The organism is Burkholderia sp. WP9 (assembly GCF_900104795.1).
Lineage (GTDB): Bacteria > Pseudomonadota > Gammaproteobacteria > Burkholderiales > Burkholderiaceae > Paraburkholderia.
In genome coordinates, this window is sequence record NZ_FNTG01000003.1 from 173,683 (window position 1) to 188,748 (window position 15,066).

Genomic DNA, 15,066 nt, shown 5'->3' on the forward strand with positions numbered 1-15,066 from the left:
GGAATTCAGCATCAAGCTGTCGGCGAAAACGGTGGCTTCTTCAGCGTAGCCTTAAGTTGTGTACTTGTCAAATCGGCCTTGCGCGCGATTCGTGTTCGGCCGTACACGAATGCGCCGGCGTATCTGGGGTTGTGCAGGATCTGCAGGACACGCGACGTGTTCAGCTCACCCCAATGCACTTCACCCTTACCGATGCCGCGGAGGATTCTGCGGGGGAAGACCCAACCCTCGCGGCGAAACCGGCGCACCACCATGCTGGCCGAATGCGTCTGCCTATAGGTATCGAACAGCAACTGCAGACTCGCATGAATTTGCTTATCGGTAAGCGGTAATTTCGGCTCATCTGGAACATGCGGGTGAGAGGGAACAAGATTGCGTCCGCAGCTTACACATTGCGGACGCAACTTATGACTGACCTACAAACTGACTTTGACTTCCTGCCCCTGCGGGTGATCGGCAAATCGGCCGACGGCAAGAACCGGTACGACCGTGAGGGCAAGCGCAAGCTGATCGAGGCGTGCCAAAAGCCTGGGGCCTCCGTGGCCGGGCTGGCGCTGAAGGCTGGAGTGAACGCCAACCAGCTTCGCAAATGGATTAGCCTGGCGCGCCAAAAGACACGTCCCCGACGTGCACGGCAGTCGGCGCCAGCCATGGCACCGGCATTCGTTCCTGTTCTGGAAGTGGTTGGTGCTGAGGCGATGCACTTGCCATCCAGGCCGGCGCTGCCCGACGCTGAGCCAGTTGCGGCACGGCGCGAGCCGATGCGGGCCTCACAACGCCCGCCGTTGCCTTCACGGCTGGTGGCGCAATTGCCCAACGGGGTAAGTCTTGAACTTGAATGTGCGCAACAGGACACGGCACTGCTCAGGGCGATGATCGACGCATTGAGGAGTCGCTGATGCTGCGCTTCGCCGATGACCTGCACGTCTACCTGTACCGCGAGCCGATCGATTTCCGTTGCGGCATCAACACCCTTGCCGCCCTGGTTGAGGAATCGATGCAGTTGGACCCGCTCGCCCGTGCCGTCTATGCATTCCACAACCGCAAATGCGATCGCATCAAGCTTCTGCTGTACGAGCGCACCGGTTTCTGGCTGCTGCTGCGTCGGCTCGAGGAAGACCGTTTCGTGTGGCCCCGGCGGAATCAGGAGGTGATCGAACTGACAACGCAGCAGCTTCACTGGTTGCTCGACGGCATCGACATCGACGGCATCGACATCGACGCGCTTCGTCGTCATCCCGTGCGCCATTACCAGCACGTCAGCTAGCCCGATGCGTTGCACGTAAACAACGGCAGGCGCGCCATTTACGAATTGACGTAAACCCACGGCGCACTGCGTTTCGCTATCCTGGAGTGCATGAAGAATGCACCCGACCTCAAACGCGTACCCAGGGCGGTCCAGGGCTATATCCACGCTCTCCAGGCACGTGTAGCCGGCGACGCGAAACATATCGGCGAACTGAACCAGCGCGTCGAGCAACTCGAGGAGCAGCTCCGCCTGCTGCAGGCCGAGCGTTTCGCACCGAAAAGCGAAAAACGCAAAGATCGCGTGTTCGACGAAGCCGAGCAGATTGCACGGACCGAACCGGGCGACGAAGACGATGACGGTGTCCAGCCTGAGCTGCCCGACACCGGATTGCCACCGGCCAGCCAGCCTGAACGACGCAAGGCCGGACGCAAGCCATTGCCGGCGTACCTGACGCGTGAACCAGTCGAATACGACCTGCCGGAGGACCAGCGCGGCTGCCCCTGTTGCGGCAATCAGCTGCATCGCATCGGCGAGGACGTCAGCGAACAGTTGCACGTCGAGGTCAAGTGGACAGTCCGCAAGAACGTGCGTTCCAAGTGGGCGTGCCGGCACTGCGAGCGGCACGCCGAACATACCCCGGTCGTGCTTGCGCCGATGCCGGTTCAGCCGATCCCGGGCAGCCATGCGGACGCATCGGTGATCGCGACGGTCGCGAGCGCGAAGTACGTCGACGGCATGCCGCTGTACCGGATGCAGGAGGCACTCGCGCGCTGGCAGATCCCGGTGAGTCGCGGCACGCTCGCCCACTGGATCATTCGCCCCAGCGAACTGCACTACAGCCGCCTGTATGATGCGCTGCATAAAACGTTGCTGTTGCAGCCGCTGATCCACGGCGATGAAACGACGGTTCAGGTACTCAAGGAACCCGGCAGATCCGCGCAGAGCAAGAGTTACATGTGGTGCTACCGCAGCGCCCAGGACTGCGCCGAGCCCGTGGTGCTGTTCGAGTACCAGCCGGGGCGTGGCCAGGAGCATCCGAAGAAGTTCCTCGGCGACTACAGCGGCATGCTGATGAGCGACGGCTACAGCGCCTGGCGCACCTTGAAAAAGGCAAAGCACTTCGGCTGCATGGCTCACGCCCGCAGGCTGTTCGTCAAGGCGGACAAGGCCGCCGCGAAAAAGACGGACTCCGGCAAGCAGAAGATGCCGAACGCTCGCGTGGCGAAGGCGCTTGAGTACTTCCAGGCCCTGTACCGTGTCGAGGCGCTGGCCAAAGGCGATCTGCCTACTGGCCTGACGCGAGCCGACTACACGTACGACCTGCGGCAAAAGCACAGTGTGCCGCTGCTTGAGTCCTTCAAGGCATGGCTCGATGAACTGGCGCCGAAGGTGGCGCCCCAGAGCCTGCTCGGCAAGGCGATTGCCTACACGCGCAACCAATGGGAATATCTCAGCCGCTACGTCACTGACGGTTGCGCCGCAATCGATAACAACGTGATCGAGCGCGATATCAGGCCGTTTGCTACTTCAAGAAAATCGTGGCTGTTCAGCGACACAGTTGATGGCGCAAAGGCCAGCGCCACGATCTACAGCCTGGTCCTCACATGCCGGGCCTGCGGCGTCGAGCCGTACGACTATCTGCTGCATGTACTCACGGAGCTGCCGCAGCGTGCGCCGGATGCCGACGTGACCGACCTGCTGCCGTTCAATTATGCGCGGCAACAACAGGCCAAGGCACAGACCGGCTGACGCACCGAACGCGCGCCGGTCATCATGACTGCGCGCGCTCCCATCACCCCGATGCAGACATCGCCGGTTGATTTTAACCGCCGAGGTGCGGCTACGCTCGGCCGTCACTTGCAAATGATTCTCGATTCGGCGTGCTAAATTCACCGCTTACGCTTATCGGGGTCCAGCACAGCCGATCCATTGGGGTGGTAGACCAAGCCGATGGGCAGCGGCATTTCGAGCTCACCGCGCCTCGCCTTGTTGCGGATGCCACCCTGCAGTCTCGCCTTAAGTACATGCAGCTCCGCTTCGCTCATGGTGCCCTTCAGGCCAAGGAGAAGACGGTCATTGAAGTAAGCCGGATCATAGACACCGTCTTCGTCGAGAATGAGTGTGCGGGTCAGCGCTGCGAGCTCGATCAGACGGTGCCAGTCTGCGTTGTTGCGTGCGAGACGGGATACTTCCAGCCCGAGTACGATTCCAGCGTGGCCGATAGCAACCTCCGACACCAATTTCTGGAAGCCGTCGCGCTGCTGCGCGCTGGCTCCTGACAAACCAAGGTCGCAATCGATGACATGAACGCGCTCGATCGGCCAGCCTAGCGCGACAGCACGGTCGCGCAGCGCGTACTGGCGCTTGGTGCTTTCAGTGTTCTCGAATACCTGTCGTAGCGAAGATTGCCGCACGTATAGAAAGGCGTCGCGCTGCAGATGGTCAGCCGTGACTTTCTGGTATCGATCAGTAGACATGGACGAGCTCCGAATGAGTGTGCAGCACGAGACTGGCTAACAGGCGAACAAACTCGCCATCCGCCTGTAGTGGATACGCGATGGGTTCGTGTCCAGGAGCGGGAGTGCTTTGGGTCGCCGCCGTTTCAGCGAGCATGGGAAGGCCGTGCAGCATGCCGTGGTAACGCAATGCTGCAACGCCCTCTGGACGAGGCGCACCGTCGATCACAGCGGTGCGTAACGCCTCGTACGCGGCGATTGTCGCTCGCGCCGGGGATGCGCCAGCGAGTGCGGGATTTACGGTTTTTTTTTGCGCGCTATTGCGCGTTCGATGCTGCGGGGATGAACAGAGATGCCGAGTTCGGTTTCGAGTTGCCCGGCCAATGCACGAGCGTGAACTGGTCCAACGCCTTCGATGCGCTTCTCGATGAAGACCATCACATTGGTGCTGAGCTTGTGCGCGCCTTTCGGTCCGCGCTGCTTCGGCATGAGCCCGGGTAATCCATCGCGCGCGAACGCCTCCTCCGCCTGATAGAAGGTCGGGCGAGACACCCCAAACAGCGCTGCGGCTTCGGCCTTGGATGCGCCATCGACGTGGACGTGGCGGAGCATCTCGTATTTGACCTGAATGAGATCGTTCGCATCGAAGAAGTCGCCGGAGTGAAACCACGGCGCGCGAACGCGTTCTGGATGAGGATTGCGCACGCCAAGACGATTCAGGCGTTCGAGCTTCGGATCGGGTTTCTTCAAAGCGTTGTTCACACTGGATGTTATGTAAATTAAAATACGCCGTATATATAGAAACGTCAAGACAAACGATGTGCTGGGGATGACGTATATCACCGTTTTCCGGCGAATTATGCCGCACGTCATGGCACCGATTGAAACGTGTCGCGGCATAGTTAAATTTACACTCACGGCATAATTTATTTGACATGGTTCGCAGCTCCCGGCATCAGATCGTCGATCAACGCGCGCAATCGGCGCAGATCGTCAGTACGAAACCAGGAGCGGCCCGCGGCCGCCTGGGCGAAAGCGTCCGGCTCGTCGACATTGGTCCAGGACGCCAGCATCGACGCCAGCCGGCCGTTGGCGTCGTAAAACATCACACGGTCCTCACCCCAGTTCTGTCGGCGCGTAACCACGTCGACGTGCGCCCCGCGCTGAGGATGGAACGGATGAGTGATCTTGAGCGTTACAACTGCGCGATTGTCGTCATGACAAGCAGTTGCTGACTTACGATAAGGGAATCGTGGAATCGGGCGTCAAATTTGTGAAGCGAGGCTTCTTGCCCTTACGCGAGTTTCGTGGCGTGGCTGACGCCAATCGCCAGGTACACGCGTGGGTGATGAACGAAGCCGGCAACCGCATTCACGGTACGACTCGCGACATGCCGCTCAAGCGCTTCGCGGAAGTTGAACGAAGCCTGCTGATCAGCTTGCCGGACGTGCTGCCGGAGCTTGCCGTGTGGGCGAAGGCCAAGGTGCACCGCGATGCTCATGTCCAGTTCGAGCAGAGTTTTTACTCGGTCCCGTATAGGCTGGTCGGCCAGGAACTGTGGCTCAAGGCGACCGACACCATGGTGACGCTGTATCGCGGGCAGGAATCGGTCGCAGCCCACGCCCGCCTTACTCGCGCAGGCGGCCGTCGCACGGTAGACGATCATCTGCCATCCGCTGCCCAGGCGTGGCAACTGCAGGACACCCAGTGGTGTTTGGCAGCTGCTGAGCAGATCGGGCCTGCCTGCTATGCCCTGGTTCAGGCGCTCTTCGGCGACAAAGTCTTAATCAAGATGCGCTCGGTGCAAGGCGTTTTGCGGCTCAAACAGAAATACGGAGCAGTCCGCCTTGAAGCTGCCTGCTCGCGCGCCAACCACTACGGCACGCCGCACTACACGGCCGTTAAAACCATTCTGCAAAAGGGATTGGATCAGCTGACGCTGTTAAACGCCTTTGATGCGCTGGCGAGCACCTACACCGAAGGCGGCCGTTTCTGCCGCAACACACAAACCATTCTCCAATAAGGCCGGCCATGCATCCCATTCCTGAATTGACTCCACTGCTTAAGCAGTTGCGCTTGTCCGGCATCCTCGATTCGCTGGAAGCGCGAAACCGCGAGGCCATCGATCGCAAGCTCGCCTTCACCGAATTCCTTTCGCTGCTCATTCACGACGAAGTAGCCCGGCGCGATAACAAGAAGCTCAGCCTGCGCATGCGACGCGCCAACTTCCGTAGCCAGAAGACGCTCGAAGGATTCGACTTCGACCGGCTACCAGGGCTGAATCGATCCGCTATCCATGATCTCGCCACGTGCCGATTTATTGACGAGAAGGTGGCGGTCCTGATTGCCGGGCCTTGCGGAACGGGGAAAAGCCATCTTGCGCAAGCCCTGGGACACGCTGCAGCTCGGCAAGGACACGATGTGCTGTTCTCAACACAAAGCCAATTATTAGCAAGCCTGCGCAGCGCGGCAGCCGTGGGCACTTACGACCGTCGTTTCCAGTATCTCGCCAAGCTTCCACTTCTGATCATTGACGACTTTGGTCTTAAGCCACTGCGTTCGCCAGACGATGAAGACTTCCACGACCTGATCGCCGAGCGTTATGAGCGCGCAGCAACGATTTTAACGTCGAATTTGGACTTCCCAGAATGGGGGGAAGCATTCCCAGGTAACAAGATGATCGGCGCTGCAACCCTCGACCGCTTGCGTCATGGCGCTCACAAAATCGTCCTCGACGGCGAGAGCTATCGCGGACTCAAACCGGGCGTCGAAACACTCAGAACCGAGCTTGCAAAAGGAGGCAAAATCAAGCAACCTTGATCCCCGTTCGAGCCCTCGAATTGCCCGTTTCCAGTGGCGTCATTACGGCGAAAATGCCCGGCGCCATTACGCCGAAAGGTGACAACAGCGACAAGTACAGCGTGTTTCGCAGGACCGGTGCGAACAGGGATGGCAACAGCGTGACCCATTTCGGCCGGGCGATGTACGAGCTGAACATCGACACGTTCTGCGCGAACAGTAGCCCCGCCAAGGGGCGCGTCGAACGGGCACACCTGACGTTGCAGGACCGGCTTGTAAAAGAATTGCGGTTGCGTGGCATCAGCACGGCTGCCGGGGCCAATGCGTATGCGTCTGCCTTCATGGCAAATTACAACGCACGCTTCGCGAAGCCGCCAAAGAGCGGGTTTGATGCTCACCGGCCGCTCAGGGCTGACGAGAATCTTGATCTCGTTCTGACGTGGCGCGAGCCGCGCAAGGTGAGCAAGTGGTGTGAGACTAAAGGCACTAGAGACAGATACCTTAAACCCGGACATTTGAACTTAGCCGGAAAGCGGACATTTCAGAATGGCTTTGACAGACAGACAGACATGCCAACAGGCGAGAAGACCGGCCGCATTGCCGACTGTGAGTCGCCGAAAAGACGTCGAGCAGACCGTCTACGGGCGTGACATCTGCCCCGATCACATCGAGGTTTCGGCGCCGGCCGCCTGAGTTGTCACCCGGCAACTGTCAAATCGACAACGAGAGCGCCACCTGCCGATTACCTTCCATGCCCACCGCCGCCGTGCCCACCACCATGGCCACCATGGCCACCGTCGTCTCCCCAGCCACCGCCAAAGCCAATGCCTACGTCGACGGACGGTGCTGCATAGTAGCCAGGCCCGTAGCCGTATGCAGGGGCGGGCTCGTAACCGTAACCGGGCGCCGGGGCAACGACACAGCCAGCAAGGCCGGCCGCCAAAGCCGATGCGATAAATAGCCTGATCATGATGTTCTCTCCCTTAATGACTTGGGGACAGCAACATCCAGTCCCAGCACTTGTACCGATGGCCGCCTTCGGTGCGGCCTCTGCTGAAAAAAGGGCACCGAAGCGCCCTTTTCTTTTCAGCAGAGGATCAAGTGCAGGCGCGCGCGCGCTGGACCTTGGGCGCCCCTCGGGAGCGCGCTTGCCATAGGTCATACGCTGTTTGTTGGGCCAGCCACAAGTCAGCGCGGCCGCCATTCTCCACCCCGATCCACCCTTCGAGACGAAGAGCCATTTCGGGGGATATGCCGGCGTGCTCGTTCAACACGCGCGATAACGCCACACGTGAAACGCCAAGTTGGGATGCTGCCTCAGTCACCGTCAAACCAAGCTCCGGAAGGACATCCTCCCGGAGCGTTTCACCCGGGTGAGGCGGGTTAAACATTTGGGTCATTCACTGAACCTCAGTGGTAGTCCTGGTAGTCCACCAAGACGGCGTCAGTACCTTCGAACCTGAAGGTTATTCGCCAGTTTCCATTTACCGTGACCGCATAATGGTCCGCTAGGCGCCCCTCAAGGGGGTGGCATTTCCAACCCGGCACATTCATATCCTGCGGTGACTGAGCCACATCGAGCCGGGCCAACTGACGTTTTAATCTGGATGCATGGTCTGGCCTGATCCCAGCCTTACTTCCGCTTGCGAAGAACTCCTCGAGCCCCTTGTGCCGCCATGATTTGATCATGGGCCTCCCGATAACTGTTGATGTCCATATCTTTCACTCCTTCATGTTTGCGTTCAGTTTTCGAGGTCAGTTTTTAGCGTCAGTCGTTCAGTTTTTTTAGCGATCAGTTTTCAGTTTTGGCGCTTCAAGCCATGTATAGCGTATAGCTACACTATACAGTCATGTCGGTAGATGGTCAAACGTCTATCTGAGGCAAAGCCTAACCTGACCTGTCACGCCCCATCTCCTGCCTGACGGATAAGTCCTGTACAAGGCAGCTTGTACTCATTTTACGTTATAGTAACGAAATATGAAATTTTTACGTTACTAATAACGTAAAATAGAGGTGGTCAACCCCATCAGGCTGCGTGACGAACTGGCGCGGGCACGGCGCGGGCTTGAGGCGGTGTCACGGGCAACGCCATCGACCCGTCCTTCTTCGGACGTGGCGGCCGGTCCTCGGACGGATTCCGCGCCCGGAGGACGCCGCTTCTGGCGAGCGGCGCCTGCACCTGACAATGAATGGCACCCGGATTTTCGCGCTGGAGCGGCTGGTCGCGCACTTTGGCCTGTCCAGGCGTGCGGTGATCGAGCGCCTGACTGACTGGGCCGACGACACGCTGTCCAAGTCTTTTTACGACGACGAGGTTGCATTTAACCGTTACATCGACCGCGCCCGTAACTAAAAATAATCCGCCCTACAATGGGGTCGAAGAGGAAGCGCCGCCGCGATGACATCATGGCAGTTGGAAGCAGCAACAAACCCGGTGCATCCCAACACTGACGGTTTCGCGTTCCTCCGTCACTCTCAGGTCGACCGGCTTCAGCCGGCCCAGATCTCCCAGTTATCGGCGTAATAGTCGCGATTGCACGCGGCACACAACCGCTTTCCTCCCCGATCAGATTCACCTTCACGGCGGGCATTGCCCCGCACTGCTCGCACGGCATCACGACATCCTCAGGCTTCCGGCCCGCGTCGAACAGCCCGTTCACGTGATCATCAGTCAGTCTCGGTGGTAACGTCATGTCGTACTCCTTATTTTTATAACGAAGAGAAAGACGCCCCTCCCTGTCCTTTGACGAACTAGAAGAGCGCCGGCTGCCGCTCGGACGCGATTGGCATTACATCCAGCTGTGCCAGCCGCTTACGCGCCTGCGCAAGGTCGTGAAGCAGCTGCCGCTGCAACCAGGTTTCCGCCCCGCCACCGAATGCCAGATCGAGCCGTAACGCCATTTCGGGCGAAATGCCGGCCTTACCGGTGAGCAGGTTCGTCAGCGCCTGCCGGCTCACGCCGAGCACGCGCGCACCCTCGGTAACACTTAGCTCGAAGCGCTCCAGACACTGCTGGCGCACCAGCTCGCCCGGATGAGAAAAGTCAGGATGGGTCATCAGCACACAATATCGGTTCTCGTCTTCAGTGACAAGTGACAATTGACACTTATTTTTGACCATACTGCCGACCTTAAAGTCGCCGTGGTGACGCAGCGGTCAAGTGTGGCATTGCCGCGATGCGTCCCCGTCGAGCGACGAAACCGAAGGACTGCGGCCGGAATACGCCATGCGCAATACGCGTTGCTTCATTCGGAAGGAGACGAGAAATGAAGGATGCAAACAAATGCTGGCCGATGCTTCCGGCAGTGGTCCTTCTGCTCACTGGCTGCGCCACAAGCGGCGTTCAGGCTGGCACGCAGATGCACCTTGCCGCTACGCTGAAGGAGCTGCCGCGAGCACACGGCATCGACGCTGATAACTGGACAAACGCGCGATTGCGCACCGTGATTCGTCAGCGGGTCGGCGTCGACTACACTCGCGGATACATCCTGAAAATTGCCATTCGTGCTGGGGTGGCAGACCTGCTTACAAGACGCCGTAGCTGATCCATTCATCCTGGTCCTAGCCGCCCCGTCATGTGTGGCGGTGGCGGCAGCGTGAAGCCGCAGCAATGCACCGCGAACAGCGTTCAGCTCGTTTCGAACACCGATGGCAGATACCGCGTCAATCGCGTCGAAGCATGCGGCCATGGCACGGGAACAATTGCTAACGGTCTGCTTTACGGCAAGCTCCGGCCGGTCAAACTGGTCGTCAGGCGGTAGAAGTGGGTCGCGTGCCGCCGATCACCGACAGGCAGGGACTGGAACGGAAATCCGGCTCGAGTCTGCTGATGGCCGCTTTCAATAGAAAATCGGACGGGATAAGCTACCCCGCCGCCATCGACTGACGGCGATGCTTGTATGCACGCACGAAGCGTATCGGCGTCCAGACGACGATTGCAGAGGTTCCAAAGAAGACGGTCGCACCTACGACGGTACTGGAGAGTGACATCGCCACCTCGATCAGGCCGAACACAAAAATGCCGATGAAACTCAAAAATGGCGCGAGCAGCGATCGCCACGGGCCAACACGGCGTTTGCCGGGAGCATCGTCGCCGCCTGGACGTACCTCCTGGAAATCATCGTCCATTGGCTCTGACGACGATTCATTCGCCGTGGCGCCGTCTGCCTTCTTTCTGGAAAAAAGCCGCTTGAGACTCGCGTATAGCTCGGAAGGGGTTCGCCAGGGCTTCTGACCGGTCATCCGCCCAGGATACGCTCCGTCCACGACGCATGAGTAGGTCTTGCCATTGCGCGTATATTCGACGAGTACAAACGGTAGGAGGAGCTGTCTTTCAACGGCGAATCGGCAGTTATCCTCATCAATTGTCTCCCATCTCAGGTTCTGCCAGTAGGAGATACCGGACAGATGTTTCTTCTTGATTTCCTTCTCTAACTTTTCGTCAATGTGTTTCGCCACCGACGCGAAGATGGGGTTAAGTGGTGGATGCTCAAAGGTCGAGACCGTCACGCCCGCATCGGCCAGTTTGGCTTCGATCGATTGCGGCGAGGAGGTGGCAGTCCGAGTGTCGGGCCGCTTCTTGATGAGTTTCTGGATCCAGCCCAGATTGTTCTCCCCCAGAGTGGCCGCCGCCTGTGTGTAGACCAACTGGAGTGCGGTCACATGGTCGCCCTGATGGTGATCATTAGATTGGTCATAGGTGACGTAGTGTTTTTCTTGAGGTGCCTTTGGCTCCGACGTACGTCTCTTGTCGGTGTCCGAAAGTCGCTGATAGTGCGACAAGGCGATGGCGTGATTGTTCTTGTCCGCGATGAAGCGTCCCTGATCGACCGTACCAACATCGACCCAGAATCGGATGTTGTAGGCCGCACTGATCTGAACGACAGGCACCAACACGAATCGTGTCCCGGCAATCTGTATCTTCTTGCGGTCCTCATCGGTTGCTGCGATGCCCTTCAGCCAGTTGAAGAGCACGGACTGGATGTCAGAATGCTTACAGGCAAAATCGACCGCTCCTTCAAATGCACCCATTTGTTACTACCCGTTGACGTTGATTTTGGAGCAATCCTCCGGCACTTCCCGGAGGCGTTATTGTTATGTAATTCAGAATGATCCTGACGTACCGATTCTGGGATTTTCTGAGCATGCAGCCTGATATCGGCACTTACGCCAGCTTTCTTAACCGTTGCGCGCGCAAATAAACGACGGGAGCGAGCGGGCTGCCCGTCGAACAGAGGGATTTTGGCGACGGGGTCATGTTTGACCATTTCGGGTGCAAACTGTCTTTGTGCCCATCGGAAGGGAGCAATAGCCCGCCCAACCGTCAATTTCCGATCGTTCGAACGACGCTTGTTGCTCGTCGGTATCTGGCCAGTAGCTGATTGCATATCCGCACCGCTGGCTCAAAAGAACGATGACTGGTTTGAACGGACCAGCCGTACGAGGCGTCTGCCTAAGCACAACCGAGTCCGGACAGGTCGCGCTGACCGCAGGCAGAGATCGCACCGCGGATGCGTACGCCATGTCGATATCCGCCTGCGCCTGGACGGAGGCTTGAGCCCAGCGAGCAGCCAACTCCGCGGCACCAGCGTCTTTCGGGGACGTTCCGTCATCGGTTGCCAACGCAGCACTTGCAGGGCCAGGAGACTGCGCGGAAGGCGCCACGTGTTCAGTTTCGCCCAGGGGCGCACCCTGCGCATTCAATTGCTCGTGGGCTTGCGTCGTCGACGTGAGACCGGACGGAGTCGGAGGCGATTCGGAAGCGCCTGCCGAAGTCGTGGACGAATTGATGGTCCCGCTCCTGACGAGCGGGGACACCGCATTGCCTAGGTGGTCGCCCGAAGTTGGCACTCCGGCTTGACTCACTGTGTCAGAACTCGCGCCGGTAGCGTCGGGCGTCGCCGCGGGGGCGGAGTTGTCTGCGTGCCCGTTACCGCCCGTTAGCAGTCGAACCACAACGACCAGGAGGATGCCACCTGCCCACATCCAGCCATGCCGCAGCTTTGGCGCCGCACCCGCGCGCCCAGGTTCGAAGCCTTTGCGGGTGTAGACCCACTCGGAATCTCTTGTATTGAATTTTTGGAAATCGCTGGTCTCGGCCCTCGGGGTCTCGTTCGCTGTTTCCCGAGCAGGTTCGGCAGCTTCCGCAGAGAGAGTTTCATCATAGCGGCGGCGACTCTCCGCGTCCCCCAGCACAGCATACGCTTCGTTGAGGATCTTCATGATCCTCGTCGCATCCGCGCTGCTGTTCTTGTCTGGATGGTAGCGCTGACTCAGCGCCTTATACGCGGCCCTGATGACTTCTGGCGGCGCACTACGAGCTACTCGCAGATTATCGTAGTGGGTATGCTGTCGGACCATTTTTGCACAGGTTCTGAGTGTCGACCTCTGGCTAACGGCACCGATAATAAAAACCTGAGGCCTACGGCCTTCGCGAGGTGCTTAACCGGTTGCGCTCGCGCGTCCCCTTTGCCCCGCTGGGCTGCTCCCGCAGCAGCCGGATGGCGTGCCTGCGGTGATATCCGGTCAGAGCTACGAACTCGTCGAGAATCCTGATCCGATCACCGAACGTTGCGCTTCTATACCGCAATTGCAATGCTGCGACCAACTCCTTGCGTGTCGTCATGCTGATGTGCCTCGTCACCTCGTGTCGCTCCCGCCGGACAATCCGGCGGGTAGCAAACTACGTGAGGCAACGGGTCAGCGCGCGTTGCATTTCTGATGAGTCAATGCGCCCTGCGGCTACGGACTCGTGTCCACCATCGAGCATGGCAGCTCCGATGCGGATTTCGGACACTCAACGCGGTTGCGGGCATACGGGAGGGCTTTCCAGGCGATGTAACAGAGGAGAGACTTTGTGCGCTATCGGCGCGTGAACAAACCCCTCACGAACAACACCCTATGAAGAGCCTGGACGGCGCAAAAACGCGCCGGGTGGGTCATCCAAGGACTGCAATAAATTAATCGCTATACGGTTCATCACAACAGCCCCAAAGGCCCCTGTCATGACCCGTATCATCATTCTCGCCACATCGACCTCGCTGCTCGTTGGCTGCGCAACCCTGCCGCTGCAGCCGGTCGGCGCACACACCCAATCAGCCATCACCGCCCACACTCTGGGCAACGTTCTCGGCCACCTCGATGCAGCAAGCCCGGCCTAACGGCCGGGCACGACTCAAAAGCGGTGGAATATTCACCGCTTCCATGCGTGGGCGCGCATACAGCATCGGTCATCCAGCGTTTTAAAAAGCAGCTTGCAGAAACCGGGGCGGTTTCCTTCCTTCGCCAAAGCCTGCGTCGCCGGTTATCTGGGCCGTGGCGGCCCTGTTGGACCCTCGCCCACACTAGGCGAGGCCATCGAGAGGTCAGCCGCTCTAAAGGTCCTTTTCTGGTTTTCCGAGTTCGGCACGTTGAGCACCAGTTTTTGCCCGGTTTGCTGTGGGCTCTTTTCCGGCCAGACCGGGCGTTTGCGGCTCTTGCAAGCGCTCACCTTCATCCTGGAACGTGCTGAACTCGGAATGGCGGCCGGCGCCGGTCCTGTCAGCGGACATCGCAGCAGGCAGCACGGCTGAAACCGCCGGCGTTCAATGCGTTGTTGTTGACGCCATCGACGATGACGCCGCCTGCTTCTACAAGAAGTATGGCTTCGAGCCGCTTACCGATGAACCGCTCACGCTGTTCCTGCCGGTAGCGTCCATCCCAGGCTGAACCCCAAGCGGGACTAATCCCCTGAACACGGGCTGACGCATCGACAGCGTCCCCGAGCACGGCGTATTCGTTGAGTCGATCGCGCAAGTGGGGTGATGGAATTTTCCCGGATTCCGGCTTAGAACCCCAGACCGGAAGGCAATCCAGAAACACGGCCACGGGACTGGCAGAGTGGCTAGCCGATCCCGGCGACTATGGAAGCCCGCTTTCTTGTGCTATTTTTCGTGCAATCAGATTTTGAGGAACCAAGAATGGCCATCGTAATAACTGCCGCCCAGGCGGCGGCGCTATTCCCGCTAGCCCGTAGCGCCCTGCTTCGCGCCATTATGGAACTGGAGCAGGCGGGTCACACCGACCTTGAAGACGGGCAGCGGGAGCAGAATTTGCACACGATCGTGCAGGAGTGGCAAGAGATTGTTGAAGTGCTCAGCAAGAAATAAGACTCCGGACGCCATCTGCCCGGCGGCAGGCAAGGCGACTGCGGTCGTGCTAGGGCCTGTTAACAATCATCGACGGGGGGGCTGATAGCCCGTGAGGAAATCCGCTACACCTTCTCGTCCGTCGACGGCTTTGTTCGTCGCCGTCTGCGAGCGATCCTGCGCCGACAGCTTCATCGTCCGGGTCAGAGCCGATGCCTTCGCGATCACACACAATGGGCAAACACCTTCTTCGCTAATCTTGGGCTGTTCACGATGTCCGAGGCCCTTCGATTGGCGCGCCAATCCCGATGTGGAAACAACTAACTGGAGAGCCCGTCGCGGGAAACTGCACACGGGTTCGGAGGGAGGGGACGGCGATCGCCGTTTCCTACCCCTATCCCTCAACCCGTTCCGGCCGGTCGGTTTTCTCCGAAG

General features: G+C 59.2%; 19 protein-coding genes and 2 pseudogenes. 10 read left to right on the plus strand and 11 right to left on the minus strand.

Annotated elements, in window-relative coordinates; translation table 11 throughout:
* Positions 1 to 11 precede the first annotated feature (11 nt).
* Positions 12 to 293, minus strand: a complete 282-nt coding sequence (locus BLW71_RS38145; RefSeq protein ID WP_091809644.1) for a recombinase family protein — start codon at positions 291 to 293, stop codon at positions 12 to 14.
* Between the two features lie 114 nt (positions 294 to 407).
* Here BLW71_RS38145 and tnpA point away from each other — a divergent pair, with 114 nt between their 5' ends.
* The 3 genes from tnpA (at position 408) to tnpC (ending at position 2,998) form a co-directional block, all read left to right on the plus strand.
* Positions 408 to 899 (plus strand): IS66-like element accessory protein TnpA, encoded by a 492-nt coding sequence (gene tnpA, locus BLW71_RS38150; RefSeq protein WP_091800339.1) that lies wholly within the window; start codon positions 408 to 410, stop codon positions 897 to 899.
* Entirely contained in the window at positions 899 to 1,267 is a 369-nt protein-coding gene (tnpB, locus tag BLW71_RS38155; protein ID WP_177204968.1) for an IS66 family insertion sequence element accessory protein TnpB, read from the plus strand. Before tnpA ends, tnpB begins: the two co-directional genes overlap by 1 nt.
* 90 nt (positions 1,268 to 1,357) lie before the next feature.
* On the plus strand, positions 1,358 to 2,998 hold the full coding sequence (gene tnpC / locus BLW71_RS38160; RefSeq protein ID WP_091793202.1) for an IS66 family transposase: 1,641 nt from the start codon (positions 1,358 to 1,360) through the stop codon (positions 2,996 to 2,998).
* A gap of 140 nt (positions 2,999 to 3,138) precedes the next feature.
* On the opposite strand, the gene BLW71_RS38165 is transcribed toward tnpC, so the two are convergent.
* The 3 genes from BLW71_RS38165 to BLW71_RS38175 all read right to left on the minus strand — a co-directional run bounded on the left by BLW71_RS38165 (position 3,139) and on the right by BLW71_RS38175 (position 4,964).
* Positions 3,139 to 3,726 carry a recombinase family protein gene (locus tag BLW71_RS38165; RefSeq protein WP_286162255.1) on the minus strand — a complete coding sequence of 196 codons (588 nt, stop codon included), beginning with the start codon at positions 3,724 to 3,726 and terminating at the stop codon, positions 3,139 to 3,141.
* Positions 3,727 to 4,002: 276 nt separating this feature from the next.
* A complete protein-coding gene (locus tag BLW71_RS38170) occupies positions 4,003 to 4,455 on the minus strand; it encodes a helix-turn-helix domain-containing protein (RefSeq protein ID WP_177205213.1) in 453 nt (150 codons plus the stop codon).
* Positions 4,456 to 4,631: 176 nt separating this feature from the next.
* Positions 4,632 to 4,964, minus strand: a complete 333-nt coding sequence (locus BLW71_RS38175; RefSeq protein WP_353615913.1) for a DUF5372 family protein — start codon at positions 4,962 to 4,964, stop codon at positions 4,632 to 4,634.
* On the opposite strand from BLW71_RS38175, the pseudogene BLW71_RS38180 reads away from it, so the two are divergent.
* From BLW71_RS38180 to BLW71_RS38190, 3 genes and pseudogenes are all read left to right on the plus strand, one after another.
* Positions 4,949 to 5,728 (plus strand): annotated as a pseudogene (locus BLW71_RS38180) (Mu transposase domain-containing protein); the annotation flags it as partial. The gene BLW71_RS38175 and the pseudogene BLW71_RS38180 sit on opposite strands and share 16 nt — an antisense overlap.
* A gap of 8 nt (positions 5,729 to 5,736) precedes the next feature.
* Positions 5,737 to 6,525 carry an IS21-like element helper ATPase IstB gene (istB, locus tag BLW71_RS38185; RefSeq protein ID WP_091794129.1) on the plus strand — a complete coding sequence of 263 codons (789 nt, stop codon included), beginning with the start codon at positions 5,737 to 5,739 and terminating at the stop codon, positions 6,523 to 6,525.
* Between the two features lie 86 nt (positions 6,526 to 6,611).
* Positions 6,612 to 6,971: pseudogene (locus BLW71_RS38190) on the plus strand (ISNCY family transposase); the annotation flags it as partial.
* A 275-nt stretch (positions 6,972 to 7,246) separates the two neighbouring features.
* On the opposite strand, the gene BLW71_RS42580 reads toward BLW71_RS38190, so the two are convergent.
* From BLW71_RS42580 to BLW71_RS38205, 3 genes are all read right to left on the minus strand, one after another.
* Positions 7,247 to 7,474, minus strand: coding sequence for a hypothetical protein (locus BLW71_RS42580; protein WP_091809646.1), 228 nt, complete (start codon positions 7,472 to 7,474; stop codon positions 7,247 to 7,249).
* A gap of 127 nt (positions 7,475 to 7,601) precedes the next feature.
* The gene (locus BLW71_RS38200) at positions 7,602 to 7,904 is read right to left on the minus strand and encodes a HigA family addiction module antitoxin (protein ID WP_091809648.1); all 303 of its coding nucleotides are present in this window, start codon (positions 7,902 to 7,904) and stop codon (positions 7,602 to 7,604) included.
* Positions 7,905 to 7,914: 10 nt separating this feature from the next.
* Entirely contained in the window at positions 7,915 to 8,193 is a 279-nt protein-coding gene (locus tag BLW71_RS38205) for a type II toxin-antitoxin system RelE/ParE family toxin (RefSeq protein ID WP_091809650.1), read from the minus strand.
* Positions 8,194 to 8,690: 497 nt separating this feature from the next.
* Between BLW71_RS38205 and BLW71_RS41895 the strand changes: the two genes are divergently transcribed.
* On the plus strand, positions 8,691 to 8,858 hold the full coding sequence (locus BLW71_RS41895) for a hypothetical protein (protein WP_177205225.1): 168 nt from the start codon (positions 8,691 to 8,693) through the stop codon (positions 8,856 to 8,858).
* Positions 8,859 to 9,256: 398 nt separating this feature from the next.
* On the opposite strand, the gene BLW71_RS38210 is transcribed toward BLW71_RS41895, so the two are convergent.
* Positions 9,257 to 9,562: a HigA family addiction module antitoxin gene (locus BLW71_RS38210; protein WP_091809652.1), complete on the minus strand. Its 306-nt coding sequence runs from the start codon at positions 9,560 to 9,562 to the stop codon at positions 9,257 to 9,259.
* Between the two features lie 209 nt (positions 9,563 to 9,771).
* On the opposite strand from BLW71_RS38210, the gene BLW71_RS38215 reads away from it, so the two are divergent.
* Positions 9,772 to 10,050 carry a hypothetical protein gene (locus BLW71_RS38215; protein ID WP_091809654.1) on the plus strand — a complete coding sequence of 93 codons (279 nt, stop codon included), beginning with the start codon at positions 9,772 to 9,774 and terminating at the stop codon, positions 10,048 to 10,050.
* Positions 10,051 to 10,369: 319 nt separating this feature from the next.
* On the opposite strand, the gene BLW71_RS38225 is transcribed toward BLW71_RS38215, so the two are convergent.
* The gene (locus BLW71_RS38225) at positions 10,370 to 11,536 is read right to left on the minus strand and encodes a hypothetical protein (protein ID WP_091809658.1); all 1,167 of its coding nucleotides are present in this window, start codon (positions 11,534 to 11,536) and stop codon (positions 10,370 to 10,372) included.
* A 222-nt stretch (positions 11,537 to 11,758) separates the two neighbouring features.
* On the minus strand, positions 11,759 to 12,865 hold the full coding sequence (locus tag BLW71_RS38230) for a J domain-containing protein (protein WP_091809661.1): 1,107 nt from the start codon (positions 12,863 to 12,865) through the stop codon (positions 11,759 to 11,761).
* A 644-nt stretch (positions 12,866 to 13,509) separates the two neighbouring features.
* On the opposite strand from BLW71_RS38230, the gene BLW71_RS41900 reads away from it, so the two are divergent.
* Positions 13,510 to 13,665 carry a hypothetical protein gene (locus BLW71_RS41900; RefSeq protein ID WP_177205226.1) on the plus strand — a complete coding sequence of 52 codons (156 nt, stop codon included), beginning with the start codon at positions 13,510 to 13,512 and terminating at the stop codon, positions 13,663 to 13,665.
* A 379-nt stretch (positions 13,666 to 14,044) separates the two neighbouring features.
* On the opposite strand, the gene BLW71_RS41905 is transcribed toward BLW71_RS41900, so the two are convergent.
* Positions 14,045 to 14,371, minus strand: a complete 327-nt coding sequence (locus tag BLW71_RS41905) for a hypothetical protein (RefSeq protein ID WP_177205227.1) — start codon at positions 14,369 to 14,371, stop codon at positions 14,045 to 14,047.
* Between the two features lie 35 nt (positions 14,372 to 14,406).
* Here BLW71_RS41905 and BLW71_RS38245 point away from each other — a divergent pair, with 35 nt between their 5' ends.
* Positions 14,407 to 14,652 carry a hypothetical protein gene (locus tag BLW71_RS38245; RefSeq protein ID WP_091809663.1) on the plus strand — a complete coding sequence of 82 codons (246 nt, stop codon included), beginning with the start codon at positions 14,407 to 14,409 and terminating at the stop codon, positions 14,650 to 14,652.
* Positions 14,653 to 15,066: the final 414 nt, after the last annotated feature.